Origin of the sequence: Pseudoalteromonas sp. KAN5, assembly GCF_022846535.1 — a bacterium.
Lineage (GTDB): Bacteria > Pseudomonadota > Gammaproteobacteria > Enterobacterales > Alteromonadaceae > Pseudoalteromonas > Pseudoalteromonas haloplanktis.
The window spans coordinates 1,644,650-1,665,086 of the sequence record NZ_AP025589.1; the positions used below are offsets into that span (position 1 = coordinate 1,644,650).

The 20,437-nt window shown below is 40.0% G+C and carries 11 protein-coding genes and 3 tRNA genes; 7 read left to right on the forward strand and 7 right to left on the reverse strand.

The window, feature by feature from the left end; all coding sequences use genetic code 11:
- Positions 1–22 precede the first annotated feature (22 nt).
- The 3 genes from KAN5_RS07220 to KAN5_RS07230 all read left to right on the forward strand — a co-directional run bounded on the left by KAN5_RS07220 (position 23) and on the right by KAN5_RS07230 (position 351).
- Positions 23–99: transfer RNA gene (locus tag KAN5_RS07220), tRNA-Val, on the forward strand.
- 44 nt (positions 100–143) lie between these two features.
- Positions 144–220 (forward strand) — tRNA-Val (locus tag KAN5_RS07225).
- 45 nt (positions 221–265) lie between these two features.
- A tRNA-OTHER gene (locus KAN5_RS07230) sits at positions 266–351 on the forward strand.
- Between the two features lie 728 nt (positions 352–1,079).
- Here KAN5_RS07230 and KAN5_RS07235 read toward each other — a convergent pair.
- Positions 1,080–3,443, reverse strand: a complete 2,364-nt coding sequence (locus KAN5_RS07235; protein ID WP_244390819.1) for an alkaline phosphatase D family protein — start codon at positions 3,441–3,443, stop codon at positions 1,080–1,082.
- A gap of 574 nt (positions 3,444–4,017) precedes the next feature.
- Here KAN5_RS07235 and KAN5_RS07240 point away from each other — a divergent pair.
- The 3 genes from KAN5_RS07240 to KAN5_RS07250 are packed head-to-tail and all read left to right on the forward strand — an operon-like array spanning position 4,018 to position 7,948.
- Complete coding sequence (locus KAN5_RS07240) at positions 4,018–6,006, forward strand: methyl-accepting chemotaxis protein (protein ID WP_244390820.1); 1,989 nt, start codon at positions 4,018–4,020, stop codon at positions 6,004–6,006.
- A 12-nt stretch (positions 6,007–6,018) separates the two neighbouring features.
- Positions 6,019–7,041 carry a VCBS repeat-containing protein gene (locus tag KAN5_RS07245; protein ID WP_244390821.1) on the forward strand — a complete coding sequence of 341 codons (1,023 nt, stop codon included), beginning with the start codon at positions 6,019–6,021 and terminating at the stop codon, positions 7,039–7,041.
- 4 nt (positions 7,042–7,045) lie between these two features.
- Complete coding sequence (locus KAN5_RS07250; protein ID WP_244390822.1) at positions 7,046–7,948, forward strand: CRTAC1 family protein; 903 nt, start codon at positions 7,046–7,048, stop codon at positions 7,946–7,948.
- A gap of 52 nt (positions 7,949–8,000) precedes the next feature.
- On the opposite strand, the gene KAN5_RS07255 is transcribed toward KAN5_RS07250, so the two are convergent.
- Positions 8,001–9,440, reverse strand: a complete 1,440-nt coding sequence (locus tag KAN5_RS07255) for a sulfatase-like hydrolase/transferase (protein WP_244390823.1) — start codon at positions 9,438–9,440, stop codon at positions 8,001–8,003.
- Between the two features lie 251 nt (positions 9,441–9,691).
- Between KAN5_RS07255 and KAN5_RS07260 the strand changes: the two genes are divergently transcribed.
- Positions 9,692–11,152, forward strand: a complete 1,461-nt coding sequence (locus KAN5_RS07260; RefSeq protein WP_244390824.1) for an AraC family transcriptional regulator — start codon at positions 9,692–9,694, stop codon at positions 11,150–11,152.
- Positions 11,153–11,210: 58 nt separating this feature from the next.
- Here KAN5_RS07260 and KAN5_RS07265 read toward each other — a convergent pair whose 3' ends face one another.
- From KAN5_RS07265 to KAN5_RS07285, 5 genes are all read right to left on the reverse strand, one after another.
- The gene (locus tag KAN5_RS07265) at positions 11,211–11,981 is read right to left on the reverse strand and encodes a ThuA domain-containing protein (protein ID WP_016709253.1); all 771 of its coding nucleotides are present in this window, start codon (positions 11,979–11,981) and stop codon (positions 11,211–11,213) included.
- 142 nt (positions 11,982–12,123) lie between these two features.
- The gene (locus KAN5_RS07270) at positions 12,124–13,575 is read right to left on the reverse strand and encodes a hypothetical protein (protein ID WP_016709252.1); all 1,452 of its coding nucleotides are present in this window, start codon (positions 13,573–13,575) and stop codon (positions 12,124–12,126) included.
- Positions 13,576–13,582: 7 nt separating this feature from the next.
- Complete coding sequence (locus tag KAN5_RS07275) at positions 13,583–14,965, reverse strand: c-type cytochrome (protein ID WP_244390935.1); 1,383 nt, start codon at positions 14,963–14,965, stop codon at positions 13,583–13,585.
- Entirely contained in the window at positions 14,931–16,817 is a 1,887-nt protein-coding gene (locus KAN5_RS07280; protein WP_244390825.1) for a TonB-dependent receptor, read from the reverse strand. Before KAN5_RS07280 ends, KAN5_RS07275 begins: the two co-directional genes overlap by 35 nt.
- A 77-nt stretch (positions 16,818–16,894) precedes the next feature.
- The gene (locus KAN5_RS07285) at positions 16,895–20,353 is read right to left on the reverse strand and encodes a TonB-dependent receptor (protein WP_244390826.1); all 3,459 of its coding nucleotides are present in this window, start codon (positions 20,351–20,353) and stop codon (positions 16,895–16,897) included.
- Between the last annotated feature and the right edge of the window lie 84 nt (positions 20,354–20,437).

Below are 20,437 nucleotides of genomic sequence, written 5' to 3' on the forward strand. Positions count from 1 at the left end.
ATTAGCACCTTAAATTTATGATACGACCGTAGCTCAGTTGGTTAGAGCACTACCTTGACATGGTAGGGGTCGGTGGTTCGAATCCACTCGGTCGTACCAAATTATTACTACCTGTAATAAATTTAATTTAAGAATCCTATTGTACGACCGTAGCTCAGTTGGTTAGAGCGCTACCTTGACATGGTAGAGGTCGGTGGTTCGAATCCACTCGGTCGTACCAAATTTATTACTACCTGTAATAAATTTAATTTAAGAATCCTATTGTACGACCGTAGCTCAGTTGGTTAGAGCGCTACCTACTCTTTATGCCCCACGCCGATATCGGTGGTTCGAATCCACTCGGTCGTACCAATCCTTAAGAAAACCTAAAAAACACTAAAGAAAAAGTACTACCTACTCTCGATCACCCGGTCCAAAGGTCAGTGGTTCGAATCCACTCAGTCGTACCAATCCTTAAGAAAAAACTAAAAAACACTTAAGAAAAAGCACTACCTACTCTTGATCACCCGGTCCAAAGGTCGGTGGTTCGAATCCACTCAGTCGTACCAATCCTTAAGAAAAAGCACTACCTACTCTCGATCACCCGGTCCAAAGGTCAGTAGTTCGAATCCACTCAGTCGTACCAATCCTTAAGAAAAACCTAAAAAATACTTAAGAAAAAGTACTACCTACTCTCGATCACCCGGTCCAAAGGTCGGTGGTTCGAATCCACTCAGTCGTACCAATCCTTAAGAAAAGCTAAAAAACACTTAAGAAAAAGCACTACCAACTCTTGATCACCCGATCCAAGGGTCAGTGGTTCAAATCTACTCGGTCGTACCAATCCTTAAGAAAAACCTAAAAAACACTTAAGAAAAAGCACTACCTACTCTTGATCACCCGGTCCAAAGGTCGGTGGTTCGAATCCACTCAGTCGTACCAATCCTTAAGAAAACCTAAAAAACACTAAAGAAAAAGTACTACCTACTCTCGATCACCCGGTCCAAAGGTCAATAGTTGCCTTTAACCAAAAATGGACAAACTATTACAGTTGTCCATTTTGGTTTAGGAAATATCCTTATGATGCCATCAAGTTATACCTAATTGACTATATTGTTACCTTTATTCTCTTGCTGATGAATAGTGACAGGCCAGCCCGGGAACTGGTTACTTGCTTTACCATCGGTTATATCGACTAAAAACTTATAGGCATCCATTGTGTATGTGAGCTTGTCAGAATCGAAGGTAATAAAACCAAAGCCGCTGCCTTTTTCATGAGCCTTTACATAGCGGTTATTTGATTTTCCTACTTCAGGATTCCCTACCGCATAGACATAAATCTTATTACCGAAGGTATCATTATACTCGCCTGTTTCAGCAAGCCCATGTGCAGGGCGGTTTTGATAAGGCATATTCATTGAATCTGGCTTCCACCACCTTGGCCAACCGGCAGAAATAGCTGGCGTACAAAATGCCCAGTTACTATCCCTTTGTTGATTTACGCCATATTGAGATAAAGACCCTAAGTGGGTATCACCACAAATATGTAACGCCATAGAGTCACGCATTGCATCAATTGCACGATTTCGCGCAGATGCAGGCCAACCACTTGAATCGAAATCGTATTTTAAAAAGCGATCAGGTAACGGCTGATGAGTTGAGATGGCCGCAAATACCGTTTGGCTCAACACCGCTTTTAATTTATGCCCGCGCCAGTCTTTACCCCACGCTTTAAGAAATTGCTCCTGTCGACTGCCTAATAAATCTAAACCTGGCGGATTAAACACAGGATTATAAAAAAGTGGATCTTCATCTTGCCCTGTTTCGCCGACCGCAACATTTATGCGTTCAGGGCCACTTTTCCATTGTCTGTCGGCAAGAATCGCAAAACCGACACCGCCATATAGCATAGTGCCATAATACGAGCTAATACCATTAGTTGGCGTTGGATCATAAGGATCTGGATGATGGTTGAGAGTGGTTTTATGTACCATATTAATCACCCGTGCTGAATCAATGTAACCACCTAAAACACTCGCTGAAGGGTCTTTCGAAATGTTTTCCATTCTTGCACCACCCTCACCCCACAAATTGCCTTGGAGTACATCATGATCATCGGGCAAACAAATTGTCGGTTGATTACGCATGACCTCTTTGAAAGCCCAACCAAATTGATAGAACTTACGTAAGTAGTTCAAAATCGCCAAATCATCAGGCGTGCGAATTACACCAAACCCACCATGGCTTTCATAAATTTGATCGCCAGAAAAGAACACTAAATCGGGGTTTAGTTTTTCGACATTTTGCGCAACTGGCTGGTACGGAAAACCATAATCATTTTGACACGTGAGCGCAGCCATTCGTAATTTTTCACTTGCGGGGTTTGCTTTTATAACCCCTGAATATATATCTGGTGTGTGTGTACCGTCAGTATGTTTTTCACGATATACAACCCGAAAAGGCGTATCGTGTTTTTCATCCCAATTGGCTATACGAAAAGTCGCCAACCAGCCGTCATGATCTATGACTTGCGAATCAATAGCGATCCACTGATTATCACGCTGGATCTGTAGCTCTATTTGCTGATTATCATGCTCACCTATTGGCCCTGTATAAGCACTCAATTTCAGCACAAAACCTTCATGACTCAATGTATCGTTTAACGAATACATAGTCCAAAGTATTGGACCAAACACTTGTTCATCGACTACTGAAAATGCTTCACCTTGCATGGTCCAATTACTAAATTTATAACGTGCGCCTAATTTGTCTTCAGGTGCATTTTCAAATGTAACGGACGGAATCGAAAAATTACTAACCAGAGCCACATTACCTAATAACTCTGAAGCAGCCGCCAAATGGCTTAGAGTACCAATCACTTTACCTGACGACGCTAAACTAGCTGTTAACTCTAAAGCCATAGCGCCTGATTGAGGAGTGCCAGTCAGCGTCAAAGTAACAGCTTGATCCTCTATCGGAACCATTAAAGGCGTTGTGTTATTACCTAACACTAAATCATTGTTTTTAATACCAAGGTCATAACCCTGCTGTACAAAACAGTTACTACGGTATTCATTTAACTCACTTTTAGCACCAAGACGAATACCCGCGCCACCATCCTTATTGTTTGGCTCTAAGCGAGACACTTGCACCGACATTGTAAAAGCTTGGTCAAGATGCGCTATTTGGTGAGTGAGTGAATGAACACTTCGATTACCGCCTCTACTTCTACATTCAGCAGCACCATTAACAACCCGCCAATCCTCCATCGGATTAGCCCAATATTGTTTGCCAAGCCATACTCTATCATGTGTTTTATGCCAATTATCACGATGAGCTTGAGTGCCGCGAGTAACAGTTGAAGTAGCAGCTCCTAAATGCCGAGTACAACCAGATACCCCTGTAGCAACAACACCAGCTGCTAATATTTTGAGTACAGAACGACGAGATATATTTTTATTCATAGTTTTAATCCCACAAATTGAATATTGTTAACAGTAAACAAACTATATGCGTTTTTTTATAAAAGATCAGCATTTGTTTTCTAAAAAACGATTACACATTAATAAAAGTGACATGTGAGCATGAGCGCGTGTTGTTCTTTTAGGATAAAAATTTTTTGATCAAGTGGGAAGTGTGTAACCTTGTAGGCCAAGTAAGCTTCCGCGTTCAACTTATGTCCATGCAGAACCTTCAAGCAGCGCATATTTAGTGTTTATGTTGGTATTAAATTTATAGTTACCTTGCATCAATCAATGAAGGATTTTTACTGATAGCTTTCTTAATCTGCTGTAAATAAGCGCTGTATCTTCATCGCGTCGAGTTTACTTCTATCAGAACAACTGCAGTTCCAATTTCAAGAATGGTATTTATTCTCCACTTTCAGTTAATAAAAAGTTGCTATTTAATAACAAAAAAATGTAACCTTCATTAATTGTTAACAATTAACATTGGTGCATTGTGAGATTTCTAAATAACTATAAGATAAAAACTAGAATTTTAGCGCTGGTACTCATTCCCCTAGTAATTACCGGAATAATGTCTGCAGATAAAGTAAATTCATCGCTTGAGCAACGCCAAGCAATCAGCAAGTTGGATGCGATCCTCGATTACGCGCATGTAACTTACCCACTTATTGCGAATTTACTCGAAGAAGGCTTTTATACACGGCTGTATCTTGATACTCAATCTGACATGGCAAAATCTAAGCAACAAATGTTGATTCATCGCCAAAATGCGCTATTGCATAGCAAGCAATTTAATGAATTTATTAACGATAATCAGCAAACTATCAATCAATTCCTGACTTTACGGGCTCAAATCGAAAAAATAGAAAAACAATTAATAGAGCTCAACGTTGTCAGGGAGGTTGCAGATAATAAAAGTCATTTAAGCCGTGATTACATGACTGAGCTAGGCCGAGAAGTACATACTATGTATGAAATTAACACGCTAATTCGCAGTTTGTTAATGACCTTGAGTGAAATTGTAGTGATCGCAAGTAGTGATCAACAACTCGGTAAAATGTCTAATGCTTACTATTACTTAGTTGCTAGCAGTGTTGAGCGTTCGTTTCACGATAGCTTTATTAATACGGCTATCAACAGCCAACTTGATGTCTACATTTATGGAGAAATATTCAGAAGCGCGACTGCAATTCAAACTTACAACAGCTTATTTTATAATTTCGCAAGTCCATTCGCTCAGACTGTACTTAATGAAATGAGAAAAAGTCCGAGCTATTTAAAATCAGAAGAAGTAGCCCTAAAAGCACGCACAAACATCTATCAAACCGTCAATAAGCCTTTATATATAGGCACAACTAATTGGCCTACTACTGTAAAAAATATGGCGCAGTTACAACAACATGCTATTGAAAGAGTATTGAAAGAACTCATCGACACTAAAAACCAGCTAATCGAACAAGCGCAAAACAATCTTTATAGTAATATTAGTACCTTAGCCTTACTGATCCTATTACTGACTGTTATTTCGTGGTTTATTATTCGTAGCATTACCCAACCGCTATCTGAAATAGTTAGCCAAGTTAGTCAACTTGCCCGCTCAAAGGATCTCACTCATCAATTTAAACACCAGGGTAATGACGAATTAACTGAACTTACCAACGCATTTAATTTATTAATTACGGGGTTTCATAGCACCTTATCAAAAATAGCCAAAGAGTCGGTGCAAATAGCAAATAACTCGCAAACCATGCATAACACTATACAAAACAGTACATCCCTCAGTAATAATCAACAGTTAGCAACGCATAGTATTTCTGTAGCAATCAATCAAATGACCGCCACAATAAGTGAAGTGTCTGCAATGACGAATCGCACTCACCAAGCAATTGAACAGGCGCATTCAGTATCAACGCAAAGCTTAGCAAACTCAAACATCAGTCAAACGATGATGCAAACATTAACGACTGAATTGAGCGCTACCACAGACGTGGTAAATGAACTCGATGAACAAGCAAAACTGATCAGCAATATATTAAATGTGATTGAAGGCATTGCTGAGCAAACTAACTTACTTGCACTTAATGCAGCAATAGAAGCTGCACGTGCAGGGACGACAGGACGAGGCTTTGCCGTGGTAGCTGATGAGGTCAGAAACCTAGCAAGTCGGACCCAGCAATCGACACAACAAATTCAGAGCCAAATCAACTCACTGCAAAGTGGTGCAAGTACAGCAACGCATAGTATGTCGCAGCTGCAATCTCATTCAGCCCAAGCAATTGAAAGTGTGATCAACAATGCTCAGTCATTTACGCAATTAAAAGAGCAGCTTGATCAGGTTATGGATATGGCACTGCAAATAGCCACCGCAACTGAAGAGCAAACATCAGTTTCAAACTCAATAAACGAGCAAATAACCTTAATTAATAATGATGCGCAATCTGTAGCAAATACAACCCAGAGCAGCCAACAGACCGTTGATAGCTTAACACGTATCGTTGCAAACCTGGAAAGCTATATCAATGAATTTACCTTAGTCACACCACCCAAAAATAATTTATAAGGAGTAATATTAATGGATAACCTCGGCTTTAAACTCACGGCTATTACGGTCGCACTCGCTATGACAGCGTGCAGTCATAAAGAATCTAACGTATCGATGCCACAGCAAGTCGTATTTACAGATGTATCGGCTGAAGTGGGCTTAGATACAGATAAAAATTGGAAATACGGCGGCCCGTCACTCTCTGATCTAAATAACGACGGTTACTACGATTTATTGCTAACCAATCATGACTCTACGCCAGTTCAATTATTCTTATCAAATAGTGACTTTAGCTTTACCAAGCAAGCTGATATTTACCCACGTGTTGATTTACATGGCATGGCCAGTGGCGATTACGATAACGATGGTGATAACGACATTCTGCTTTCATTAGGAGGTGGCAACGGCCTTACCCCTCAACCGCAACGGTTATTACAAAACAATAATGGTCAATTTACTGATGTAACTGAGCAGGCTGGCTTATCAAAAATGGGCGCACGTGGCCGCTCGGTGCGTTGGGTTGATCTTGATAACGATGGCGACTTGGACTTTATACAAGTTAACGCCGAAAAGATGGTGACTGAGAATACCCCACGTAATATTTTGTTTGTGAATAACGGTAACGGCACATTTGAATATCACCGATCCCCAGTATTTGAAAACTTAAATAGTGAGCGTGTGTTAGTCACTGATTTTAACAACGATAATATCCCGGATATTATCGGTTTTAATGGCTATAGCCCTTTGGTTGTTCTACAAGGCAATAATGACCTTTCCTTCACCGATGTAACGTCTCACGTATTACCTGAAGGGCTTGAAACAACAGGAACGTTGACTCTCGCGCATGCAGATATCGATAACGATGGCGATATGGACTACTACCTAGCCAGAGGTAAGCTGCATTACAGCATTGCGAATAATAGCATCTCCTATAATAACGAACTAAAACGTTTAGACTTAAGAGACGAAGGTAATAAAAGCCATGACGGACTAAGCCTCACAACACAAGGGAGTTTGATTTTAAGTGATTTTTATCATTTTTCCCCGCGGTAAAAAAATGGCTGCCATGCCAGTATATTTAGGTGAACAACAAGTTCAAATTACAACGCCATCAGATGAGTACGTGATCAACCCAGAGCAAGCACAGGGCTTTGCCAAGTCTATTACTAAAACCGGTTGGTACATTGGTTATTTAGGCAATAACCAATGGCGTGTAGAATGGCACTTAGCTGATGACTTAGCCTGGGATGTCCGTGCTTCATTTAAAAATGTCTTAGATTATAAAACACAGTGGACACCGCAAAACCTTGCATTGCAGGATATTTTACTTCGTAACGACAATGGCCGTTTTGTTGATATATCGTCGCAATTGCCAACTGAAACCATTGATAATAACTGGGGAGTTGTGCCGGGTGACTTTAATAACGATACATTAGTCGACTTTGTTGTTTATCGATTTGGTCATTTAAAGCAGCGAGTTGCCGATCTTTTATTAATTAACCAAGGCAATAACAATTTTACTAGCCAGTTATTAAACTCAGCCACCAGCGAGTTAAATCAAGACTCTCATGGCGATATGGGCGCTGCATTTGATTATAACCATGACGGTAAACTCGATCTGCTAAGTGGTGATGATGACAACGGCAGTTGGCACTTATATAAAAACACCACGCCCATGGCAGATAAACACTTTAGCTTAATACGCGTTGGGTATTCACAAACAGGTATTGATCCATTGGGTGCAAAAATCCACATACGTACAGAGCAAGCAACGCAATATCAACTTGTGGGCTCACACAGTGCAAGCCATTCACAAAGCTTAATGAACATTGCCCATTTTGGCTTAGGTAATGATGCTAACATCAAAGAGATTAGTATCACTTGGCGTGATGGCAGCAATCAAGTATTGCGTAATCAACCCGCAGACCGTTTAATTGATATAGGAAATATAAAGTACTGATAAAAAAGCCCCTATTTTGGGGCTTTTTACTCGTTAACCAAATAACCTCAGGTTACTTAATAACATAATTTGCCGTTTGTTTTGCCTTTTCAATATTCTGCTTATTTAACTGCTCAAAAAACTTATCTATTTCTGCTTTGTATTCCCATGATTGCTGCAATACATTATTTGTATTGTGCTTATTCCACTCATTCCACAGCTTGGCTAATTTCGCTTGTTCAGCGGGTAACGTATCAACCAAGTTATGTTGCTCATACGGATCGGCTTTCATATCAAAAAAACTGCGGCCTACATCCGGTAGTGGTTGGTTCATATATTTATAATCAACAGTACGTACAGCATAAATATTAGGTGCCTCTTCTAAGCGCCAAAATAACGCCTGATGTGGGCTGCCTTGTTTAGTGCCTTGTAAAAATGGCAGTAAATTAACACCATCTAATTTCTTATTATCAGCACCCGCTAGTGCAACTGAGGTTGCAGCAATATCAAGTGACGATACTAAACCAGTAAACTCTTCGCCTTTAGGAATGACCCCTGGCCAATGTGCAATAAAAGGCACATGAATACCGCCTTCTAGTAAAGCCACTTTACCTCGTCTAAAAGGAGAGTTATCAGCCCAATCGCTGGTCGGTTGCCAACTTTCAGGGAATACGCCACCATTATCTGATAAAAAGATGATCAGGGTGTTGTCTAGTTGCGCGGTTTCTTTAAGTGCATCAACGACCATACCTATGCCTTCATCCATAACATCGATCATAGCGGCATATATACGTCGATCTTCATCTTCAATATGCTTATATTTTTCAATATATTCAGCGGGTGCTTGTAGTGGCGTGTGAGGCGCGTTGTAAGATAAATACATAAAAAATGGCGACTCTTGCTGTCGATGAATATACTTCACGGCATCACGGCTAAGCGCTGTCGTTAAGTATTCATCAAATTCGGCCACTTGAGTGTTACGCATCAGCGGCAGTGAATAACCATCTCCGCCAACCGTCACTTGATCAGGCATATAATTATGCCCGCCATCTAAAAAACCATAGAAATAGTCAAAGCCGCGATTATTGGGCTGAAAATGCGGTGCGCCACCCAAGTGCCACTTGCCAAATACTGCGGTGTGATAGCCGACATCCTGTAAACGATTAGCCAGTGTTTTTTCTGATAACGGCAGTCCCATGTATTTATCTTGAGGCATATAACTGACATTATTTTCCATACCAAAACGTGCTTGATACCGTCCTGTTAGCAGCCCGACCCGAGAAGGCCCACAGTATGGATGCGTTACATACGCGTTTTTGAAGCTAACACCATTATTAGCTAATGCATCAATATTTGGGGTTTTGATCTCTTTTGAACCAGTAAACCCTAAATCGCCATACCCTAAGTCATCGGCGAGGATCACCACGATATTTGGTTTCTCCTCGCCGTAACATAGATTACTGAATACACTAAACAGCAATAACCAATAGACAGACTTTAAATAAATTCGCATAGTGTCCCTTTATAACTGACATCTAGATTGATGTGAAAATGATGCCGACACTTTAAATTAGCTTTCGCCTTTACCGCATTCAATATCCTCTATAACGAGTTATAAAATCGTCTTTCCTATACAAATCAACACACTAAAATAAGTTAAATTTCATCACCCTCTACAAAAAGTAAATTGTTAACAAAACTTGACTTATAAGCCTCATTCCCACTATTGTTTTAGTTCTGCCCTATAAAAAATAAAAATTAGCGATGTATTACACAGAATTAAATTGGGATATATTTTTACGTACCGTGATCCCATTTGCAGCTGCCAACATTTTCATCATGGTACTCATTTATTTTACGCTTGTGCGCGAACGCATTGGTGCTGCCTACCCTTTTTATTGCGCTTTTATCGTCTGTTTTATTCTTTTTTTATGCGGACCGATTATTAATGTGATGCCACTTTATGAAGGAAAAAGGTGGTATGATTTTTTTAGAAATATTTTGCTCTTTAGTATTGGCACCCCCTGTTTACTTTTTGCATTATTAACGCAGGCTAAGTTGCAACTCCCCAAACCCTTATTAATAGCACCGGTTGTACTAGGGATTGCATGGTCGTGCTTTTTCCTCTGTGCAGCCCCTTTATATTTTTACAGTCCTAATGAGCTACCTTGGTTAGTTAAATTAGAAAACATAAACGCACAGCATATTTACTCATCTCAATTACTGTTGATCTGCTTGCAGTTGTTACTCCCTTGTATCCTACTATTACAAACAAACCTCAAAGCGTATGTTGCAACTCATGTTTATGGTGCGCTCACACTCAGTGTTTTTATGGGCATTGGTAACGCTTTTGAGCTGTGGGTTATTTACTATGTTGGGGCAAGTCTAAGTGCGCTAATTTGGAGCTGGGCGGTTTATAAAGATATTCAATTTACAAATAGTAAAATTAAACAACACACTGAACACCAAAATGCACTCGCTATAGCGCAATTTACAGCGGCTAATAATCGCCACTTTAGCCAATTTTACCCAGACAAATTAAACAAAGCGTATCCGCTTAAAGAGCGTGTAGCGCTACTTAAGATTATCTGTACTGCTAACCCACATTTAACAGCAACCAAGTTAGACGAGTTATTAGTTAAACTAAAAAGCTATTGCCACAATTCATTTAGCTGTTATCAGATAAGAGCAAAAGAAATCGCATTTATGATGTTTGATCGGGTTATTTTTCAGTGCGGGAATAGTAAAGTATTACTTGATGAGCTTGAAAGTATCGGCAATCGCCTTGATGATGCTAACACTATCGTCAATATTGATGCAGCCCTACATCACGTGATCACAGTATTAAACTACGCGCTTGATCAATTAAACAGTAACACTCCAGATCAACAACTTGTTGATAAAGTAAAAGCGTATATTCTTGAGCAATACCGCCATGATATCTCCATTGCAGATATTGTCAGCGCTGTGGGTGCGAGCCGCTCTCATACAATGAAGGTATTTAAACAGCTTACGGCAACAACGATTAATCAATACCTAGCTGATGTAAGAATAAACCAAGCCAAGTTGCTCTTGCTAACTAAAACAGTCACCGAAACAGCCTATGCGGTAGGGTTTAATAACTCAGCGTACTTTTCAACGGTATTTAAAAAACACACTGAGTTATCACCAAAAGAATACCAACAACACTGTCAATTGAAGTCGTCGATAACAACTTCAAAATGAGCTTATTTACTTATAAGTTCACTATCTCATAACTTATTTTGTCAGTTGATACTTTAGTTTAATTTTTCACCTTACCTGTCGCTGCCCACTCCACCCCACGACGCATAACGCTTATAAAGTGCTCATCTTCGAATGCTTCAATACCATGCCCTAACGTCGTGTGAAACACTCGACCTTGATGATAGTCAACAGTCATGTGCACAGGCTCATGACGTCCAAACCCATTAAATTCTTTATCGTCAAAGGCGCTTGCTAATACTGTTAAATTTTGTGCTGGACCTCGTAGTCGGTTGTATAACTCGTCTTTATTATGACTCCAGCTATTAGGAAGTGACTTTGTGATTGGGTGCGACTGCCGTAAAACGATTTCAAACGCATGCTGCTTGCCATGCCCACCGCCTTGCCCTTTTGAAGTATCACGCTTTAATTGTCCTTGTTCGTCAAAATATATGTAAGGGCCGTCTTTTTCATTACGACCACCCCAACCACCCAAGCCAATCATTCGGTTGTATTCAAGCCATTGTGGAAACGAATTGTTCGCAGCGTGAACAGACACAAAACCGCCACCATTTTTCATGAATGTTTCGAACGCCAATTTCGTTTGTTGTGGCCAAGGTGCAGCTTTCCAACCAAAGTTAGAAATAACTACATCATAATCAGCAAAGTTAGGTAAAAATGTTTCATCTGTGACCGGCTGTTCGAAATCTTGGTGGTTTCTTCCATCATTAGCAGGGAATTGCTCTAGTAACTTTCCACCATTCCACGTCTTTGCAGTTCGATATATATCAACCTCAAACTGACCTGTTTCCTCAAGATATATTTTCATCATATTCGATGTTTTCGGCCAAACGGAATGGTTATTTTGTCCGTCTATTAGCAACACTTTTATCGATGAAGTACTAGCGGAAAATGATGTACAACCGTACAAAAGCACTGTTAATAATATGATGAATAATTTGATCATGAGTTCCCTATTTAATAAGCTCATTTAATGTGTAATATACTTTTTCTACGCTAACACTACGGCCATTGACATCTTTCAGACCAGGGAAGTCAATTTGCACGACTTTATCTGCCATTAATGGCAGTTCAATATCAATCGACTTTTTGTCTTTGCTTAGTGTTATATTACTGACTGGTAATTGAGTTAAGTCTTTTTTTGGCGAGCCATAATTGCCCGAATAATGATAATGCCAAGATTGCGCCGACAAACTGTCTGATTTCACCGACGTTGCGTCCAGCTCATCAGTATATGTTAATTTGAAACCTGTTTTGGTGAGTTTAATCTCTAATAGTTCGAATGGGTTGGTGCCATCCCAAACCACTTTTTCTAAACCGAACGGTTTGCCACCTTGTGCGCCCCAACCTCTTGCGGTTTGCCCAATCCAAAGTTGGCCGTTAACATCAAATTCCGCACGAATATTTCCGCTTTGAAATCTATTCATAAAGTTAATAACCGCACCTTGGTATTTGCCATTCACTTTGTCTAACAAAACACGGAAAACGTTAGATTGCGTTTGGTCACCAATAAAAATTTGCCCCTCAAATGGCCCGAATTTTCCTTGGGTTGTATCCCACTCTGGGTTGCCAGGTGAGTTGGCTACTTCTATATGTGGTATCCAAACCACTGGTTTTTCACTCATTGCAGCCAACGTGTCTAACGATAGGTTTTTAACTTTTTCTTTAGTAAAACCATCAATTTCGATGAGAGATACGGGATGTCCATAAAACTTTCCTTCCTGTAACAAATGCATTTTTGAGGTTGGTACCCAGTCCCCTTGATTATCAGTAAAAAATATTTCGCCACTAGGACTCGCACCGATCCCCGCAGGAGAACGTAAGCCGTGCGCATAGGGGGAGTAACGACCCTTTTCATCTACTTTAAACGCAAATCCCCGATGTCCACCTGCGGTCCCCATCGCGCCCATAGTGAAAGCATCAGGGTTATTATGGCTCAAATTGAGAGTTCCAAATAAATTGCCTAAATTATCTTTTACAGGCCCAAAGGTAAATTCGTGGTAATTGTCGTGAAACTCCCAATCATTTGCCAAAGGTATGTAAGCATCAGCTTTATTATCGTTGTTAGTATCAATTAATCGCGTCAGTTCTGGTTTTTGCGCCACTAAAATTGATCCATCGTCATCAACCATTAATCCAGTTGGTTCGTGTAGGCCTTCGGCAAACTTTGACCATTGCCCTTGTTTAAGATACCAAACTTCACCGAAACGAGTAGCGACCCAAATAACGCCAGCACTATCACTGTCTAACCCTGTAACATGAAAACGAACATCTTTAGGTGTTTCTACGGTGACTATTGTGTAACCGTCAGGTGTATATTCATGTTTTGGTGCTTGCTGTGCATTAATCGATAAAGTAACTGACAGCGTTATTATCGGTGATAAAAGATTAGTTAATACTTTCATGCTGGTTTCACTTCTGAATTGAGGCTGTTAATTGAAAAGAGCCTTTACTGTTAGTAGTAATGACTGCTTTATCAGCAGTGACTTTGCCATTCTCGGATGACCAAATTAGCTTCTCAGAAGTTGGCAAACGTAAAATGACGGTTTTTTTTTGGGTGTTTGAATTGAACAAAAAACTTATTTTATTATTGTGTTTAACCATTGCAGTGACACTAAAATTCGTGTCGCCAATTGCATAGTTGAAGACAGGCTCTGAGTTAAGCAGTTGGTAGCCTTTATAACTGCAAACCTGGTTTTCAGCGGTTGTGTGCTCTATGCCTTGAGGTGATTTAAATATCCATTCACCCAATGGTAAACTTGGATCTTCACCCCGACCTGATATATTAGGGCCTATATTGAGCAAGTCTCCTTGCCATAATCCGTTGATAGAACAAGTTTTACTATTGAATGCGTAGTTCAACTTAGCTGGCGTCCCAACTGATATGCTCAAAGGCGGAAGCGAATGGATGCGTTTTCTAATAACGACAGTGTCTGACGTTGCTTTTATTTCAAACTTTTTGTCGTCCATGATTGTTTTAGCACGGCTCGAAACTGCAAATAGCTTAATGGTCATGTCTAAATTAGTAGCGATAACGGTTAAATTTCTTTGCCCCGGCTTAGTGTTTCCTGAGCGATAAGTAAGTTTTAAACGCTGTTTCCCTCGCTTAAGTCGCCAAGTTGGAAACCATGGCGTGCCGCCTTTTAAAACCTGTTTACCATTAATAAAGACTTCCATCTCATGAGGTGCCCCCCACTGTAACCAAAGCTGAGCGTCATTTTCCTTAGGGGCGTAAAAATCGCCTTCAAACTCAATAAAATAATGTTGCATTTCTGGTATTGCAAAGTCAGCAAGGTTGTTTACAAGCGGCCCTGACTTGATCAATTTGTCTTCAGTCACAACCTGATCATTTTCATTGTCTAATTGATAGAGCTTGTATTGAAGATCATCCCAGCCTTCTCGCTTTGACAATATATATGAAACAATTGAGCGAAGCTGAACCTCAGAGAATACATCAGCAAACCCTGGCATTCCGGCACTCATAAAACCGTTTTTTACATTGTTTAATATTTGTGTTGGTCGTTTTCCATGTACCCATTCGCCATCTTTTAAATTAAATCCACTTGCACCACTCAAATCTTTGTTGTGACAAGACGCGCAAACCTGTTCAAACAATACTTTCCCTTGTTGCAATACAACAGGGTTAATGCTGCTTTGAATCAGACTTTCATCAAGCTCGTCAGCACTGACTTCAACAGCAGTAAATATCATTAAAGCAACTATCAAGAATCGTTTAATCATATCGAATACACTCCATATTCTAAGATTTATCGAACGTCCATTGGACGTTTGCACCAAATTCAAGGTCTTGACCTGGTACACCAACGGCCACTTGATAGCTTTTATCGAAAATATTTTGTAAATAAACGTCTAATCTTATGTGTGAACGAATTTTCCATTGTGCTGTGACATCTATTTTGTTGTATGCATTCAAGTCGTAAACGCTATTTTCGCCTGTGTATTGGCTTGTTCCGATAGTTTCCCCAACATAATCAAAATTCAGCGAAGTGGTAACACTGTCACTTACTTGGTATTGAATACCTAACCCGCCCTGCCAATCTGGACGCCCCGTAAGAATTTCGTTTTCGCTGCTCTCAAGATCGATGTAAGTAAGATCGAAATCATATGAAAAGTCATCGTTCAACTGCCCTTGAACAATCAACTCAATACCTGAGCTGATGATTTTAGAGCGGTTTACTAGTGAGAATGTGGCGAAATCGAAATCGACAAGATCGGTATACTCATAGTTGAATACTGACAGACTAACGTTGGCTTTTTCTAATATAAACTCAATACCAATATCGTGGTTTGTTGCTTCTTCAGGGGTCAAATTAGGGTTACCGATCAAGTTATTGCTCAATGCATACAAACTTGGCAATTTAAAAGCAGTGCCGGTATTTGCAAACACGCGTACTTGCTCATTGAATTCATAATTTGCGCCTAACTTCCACGTCGTTTGATCCCCAAAATCTTTGGTGTTGTCGTATCGAATACCAGAGAAAACCGTGACTTTATCTAAGTGCCACTTAGCATCTACAAAGCCTGCAAGGTTTTCTCTGTCTATGTCATATTCAGTAGGCAGATCAAACACAACCATTTCTCCCATATCTGTAAAGGTATGCATTTGCGTACTGCCGTTGGTTTCACCCGATTCTGATTTAAAATCAATACCCACAGTGACCAGAGCATGGTTAAACTGCAATCCATTTAAAAATCGTAATTTATAGTACGAATAGTCGTTCTCAGAGTAGGTTGGTGGCGCTGAAAAATAAGGTGTTATACCTGGTGATTTTAAACTATCTGACGAGTTGAAAACTTCTGCCTGTAACGCTAACTGATGGTATTGGGTAATCTGTTGATTGTGACGTACACTACCTGAATATATTTGGCCTTGCTTGTCATCTTTTGTCGAGTCTTGGGCATACAAAATGCCGCCACTTTGGTCTGCAAGCGCTTTTTGTTGATAGTCGCTTAAACGAACACTAATCTTAGTTTCACTGTCGTTATTATACGTAATGACAGTGTGTGCATTCAGTTCAATGGACTCTTGCTCATCACCGGTAGCCGAGTTATCACTATTGATCGCTGTTACACCTATTGCTGTACTATCAAATGCTAACTTAACCATCGCTGTTTGTGAGCCATTATCAAAGGCGCCAGCAGAAACCAAAGTATTATTGGTATCAGCATCATAGGTAATAAAATTGATCACACCGGCAATGGCATCAGAACCATAAATTGACGATTGGGCGCCTTTGATCACTTCTACACGTTGAATCGAGTCTTTCGATAGCGTACCCAAATCAAAACTGCCGCCACGACTGTCCAAAGGGTTATTTACTTGCACCCCATCTATTTGAACAATAACGAAGTTTGTTTCAGCACCACGTAAAAAAATCTCTTGGCTTACGCCAGATTTTTGTACTCGAACACCAGGCACCAAGGTTAATACATCGAGAGCCGACAACCCTGCGATAGTGTCTATTTGGCTCTTTTCGAGTACGAATAGTGAACTCGGCATTTGATTCGCTTTTACGGGATAGAAATTACCGTAAACTTGTAGCTGCTCAATCTGAGCGTTAACCGACGCAACAAAGAAGAACGACATTATTGTCGCACACATCATTAATTTCGTTTGATAAAACATTACAACCCTGTTTATTTTTTATAACACAACCAAAGAGCCCGCAGTAATACTGCGGGCTCCATATTTAGGCTAAATCGTTAAAAATTAATACGGGTATTAAGTCTAAATGTACGCCCGGTATGATATTGATAAACCGTACGTGACTTAGTTGCTTCACCTTCAAGTGGGCTACCTTCATCAAAAGTAACACCGCCCGCTTGTAAGAATCGGCTAGTGAAGTACTGACGAACTCCTTCATCTGTTAAGTTAGCGACTTGGAAAGAAATACTGATATTATTATTCACTTTATAACTTGCTGAAAAATCAAGTGTTTGACGACCCTCTTCCCAAAGCGAACCATTCTCCCAAGAACGTTGTACTAACTGATCTGTAGTCCCTTGATAAGATAGGCGTAATTGGTGACCATTTTTCTCCCAGAAACCCGTTAAGTTGTAGCTGTGTTCAGGTGTATAAGCAACAGCAAGTGATGGCACTTTAACGTTGCTATCGATAGAAGAGACTTCTTGGTCATACTCTGAATCTTGATAAGTATAGTTAGCCTGTAAACCTAAACCAGACCAAATACCTGGTAGGTTGTCGTAGGTTTGCATGTATTGTAGCTCTAGACCTTTGATAGACGCACCTTTACCATTTTTAATACGGGTAGTATTAAATTTGGCACACATTTGCTCTAAATCACCTGAATACATCCAGTCTAACTCATAATCCTGGCCACCTTGGAACCGTTTAGGCATACAGCCTTCTAAACTATCTTGACCGGCAATCAGAACGAGATCGTTTGGATCATAGGTTTCGCCTTCTGTTAAACCTACGTCACGTAAATCATCCATGTAAGTAACGATTGTTTCTGACTCTTCAAAGTTAGTCATATCTTTATAAAATAACGTAGCCGCTAATAAACCTGACTTGTTAAAGTACCATTCATAAGATAAATCAAGGTTAAATGATTCAAGAGGATCTAGTTTAGGATTCGTCAATGTAATCGAGTTATTACGGTTTTCACCACCCCATTGTGTTTCTCTAACTTTAAAACCAGGGCGAAGAGAATCAATTTGTGGACGCGCCATGGTTTTTGAAGCAGCAAAACGGATAATAGTATCTTCGTTGTGTAAGTAGTTTAGATTTAAACTCGGTAAAAATAAATCATACTCATGCTCATCGGTAACAGCAAAAGAGCGCAAGCTTCTGTCTTCCGTTGGTAATAAATTACCTGCTTCATCATAAACACGTTCACCATAAATCCAGTGCTTTTCTGTAGACACATCAGAGTGACGCCATAACCACCATTCAGATTCATTTGGGTTCCCTTGAATTGCATTAGGATCATGACACGGACCTTGATCTGGGATCCTAACATCATCAGTCTTATCATTGGTTCCTAAGGTGTCATAACCCAAACCATCCGTTCTAGACCAACGACTTTCTTCATTATAATTCGTGCCATAAAACAAAGTTGCTGCGCACAGCGGTAAACTTGAATCACGAAGTTCAGCAAGCTTAAATGGGTCCATTAAACGGGCATTATTTGAAGGGTCAAACGCAAATTGCACACCTGATGCACCTTGAACTTCAACCGTTGTTTTGACATAACGAACACCGACATCACCAGTTATACGGCCATCTAGTAACTCAAAGTTAAGTTTTGTATAAAATGCAAGGTTGTCTAATTCTGTATTTCTTGTATTTGAGTCATCTGTTTCAAATGCAACTTCAGGGCTACCTAACGCAACTTCAAACGCCTTGAAAGCTGAAAAACTATTCCAGCCGTCAGTAACATTGTCGCGTCCATAACCAAGGCCCGCCATAAAATCATCAACAGGGAACTCATTGCCATCAGTAATCATGGCTCCGGTTATATCACGTAAGCCACTGCCTAACACGGCTGGTAAACCTGTATTTGGGTTTGTTATTACAACCCCTTCGCCTACATTGTTAAACGAACCCTGCTGTGCATCAACATACTTAGTGCGTTTAGACCATTTAGCACCAAACTCTAAAGAACGAAAGTTATCTGAATCTAAAACGTAGTCAAAATCTACATATAATGATTTTTGCTCATCTTCAACCGTATTTAAGGTTCTGCCCATATATGATAAATGCTGTGCATCTAATTCGTCCGGATTAAACCCTGTAGTACTGTAGTTATCCCACAGGCTTTCTGGGTCACCAAAGGTGTTATGTTCGCCATAGTCAATCAAACCAGTACCGGTTACTAAATTACACTGACCACTAGTGCAATCATAACCTACAGGCTCCATATCTTCTGGCGGTACATCTTTTAAGCTCCACGCACTAATATTGGCAAAATTTTGTAATGCCACATACACAGAGTTATTGGGGATTTGCTCAGTTTTAGAGTAACCAATACCCGCATCCATTGTTAGTGAATCACTGAAGTTATGCTTCATATCTAAAGAAAATATTTGATTGTTATTTTCAAAATCCCCTTCAGATTGTACCAAACCACCACTGCCAAAGCGGTTAACAAACTTAGTAAATGTATTGGTTTCTAAATCAATGGTACGCCAGTCTTGCTCAGGATCCGTAAACTCAGCAGTTACACCTGCCAAGCCAGGGTCTTCACCTTCAACCAAGTTTTTCGTCTCTACTGAGCGAGTATTAATGCCATGCATAGAGTTATTTATATCTTGCTTACCAACAATAGCATTAAAGTTAAATTCGGTATTTTCTGACGCTCGCCACTGTAAACCTAGATTAAAATTAACCCGATCATTTTGACTTTCATGATATTGATATTGAACTGTACGCGGTGTAATACCGGCAGCATTTTCAACTATATTACCATTTGTATCTTTCGCTAAAGGAGACTGTAAAGCATACCACTCTGTGGCTGAGTATTGATCTTTACGATAAGCATTGGTTTCTTTAACGGCTGTAACAACCACACCAAACGTATCATCAAAAAACTTACGAGAAAAAGTGCCCGACACCTTATAATTATCTTCTTCTGATAGGTCGTTATAACGGCCTTCAAGTGTCATGGTGTTTATTTCATAATTTAAATCAAGTGGCTTAGTGGTACTTAGGTTAATATTTGCACCTAACGCACCTTCTTCATGATCTGCACTTGGGGTTTTTACAACTTCGATTTTAGATAAGATATCTGAAGAGTACTGTGATAAATCGACACCTTGGCTATAACCTGTTGAGCCAAGCTGAACACCATTCATACTGATATTATTTTGTTGTGAATTCGCACCACGTACAGTCACTCGCGCACCTTCACCGTCAACTGTCTGCACTGAAACACCGGTTACACGTGATAGCGCATCGGCGATGTTTTGGTCAGTCGATTTACCGATATCTTCTGCGTTGATTGAATCAACAACATTTTCTGCAAAACGTTTATCGTTAATTGATTTTTTAACACTTGCCGCTAAGCCGCTAACTTCAATGATCTCAATATCATCTTCTGCTTCTGTTTTCTTTTCTTCTTGCTGGGCATAAGCAAAGTGTGTAGCAAATAAAGCGACGGTTAAAGCGCTTAATTTGAATGTCTTACTTTTGGTTGTCATGTGTGTGTTCCCCGTTGAAGGTTTATTATGTTGTTACGTTATTATTTTGTAAACAATAGTATGAACAACAAGTCATTGTCAACT

Coding starts and splice junctions, on each gene's coding strand:
- KAN5_RS07235 (WP_244390819.1), bottom strand. CDS start 3,443: ATGAATAAAAATATATCTCGTCGTTCTGTACTCAAAATATTAGCAGCT.
- KAN5_RS07240 (WP_244390820.1), top strand. CDS start 4,018: ATGTCTGCAGATAAAGTAAATTCATCGCTTGAGCAACGCCAAGCAATC.
- KAN5_RS07245 (WP_244390821.1), top strand. CDS start 6,019: ATGGATAACCTCGGCTTTAAACTCACGGCTATTACGGTCGCACTCGCT.
- KAN5_RS07250 (WP_244390822.1), top strand. CDS start 7,046: ATGGCTGCCATGCCAGTATATTTAGGTGAACAACAAGTTCAAATTACA.
- KAN5_RS07255 (WP_244390823.1), bottom strand. CDS start 9,440: ATGCGAATTTATTTAAAGTCTGTCTATTGGTTATTGCTGTTTAGTGTA.
- KAN5_RS07260 (WP_244390824.1), top strand. CDS start 9,692: ATGTATTACACAGAATTAAATTGGGATATATTTTTACGTACCGTGATC.
- KAN5_RS07265 (WP_016709253.1), bottom strand. CDS start 11,981: ATGATGAAAATATATCTTGAGGAAACAGGTCAGTTTGAGGTTGATATA.
- KAN5_RS07270 (WP_016709252.1), bottom strand. CDS start 13,575: ATGAAAGTATTAACTAATCTTTTATCACCGATAATAACGCTGTCAGTT.
- KAN5_RS07280 (WP_244390825.1), bottom strand. CDS start 16,817: ATGTTTTATCAAACGAAATTAATGATGTGTGCGACAATAATGTCGTTC.
- KAN5_RS07285 (WP_244390826.1), bottom strand. CDS start 20,353: ATGACAACCAAAAGTAAGACATTCAAATTAAGCGCTTTAACCGTCGCT.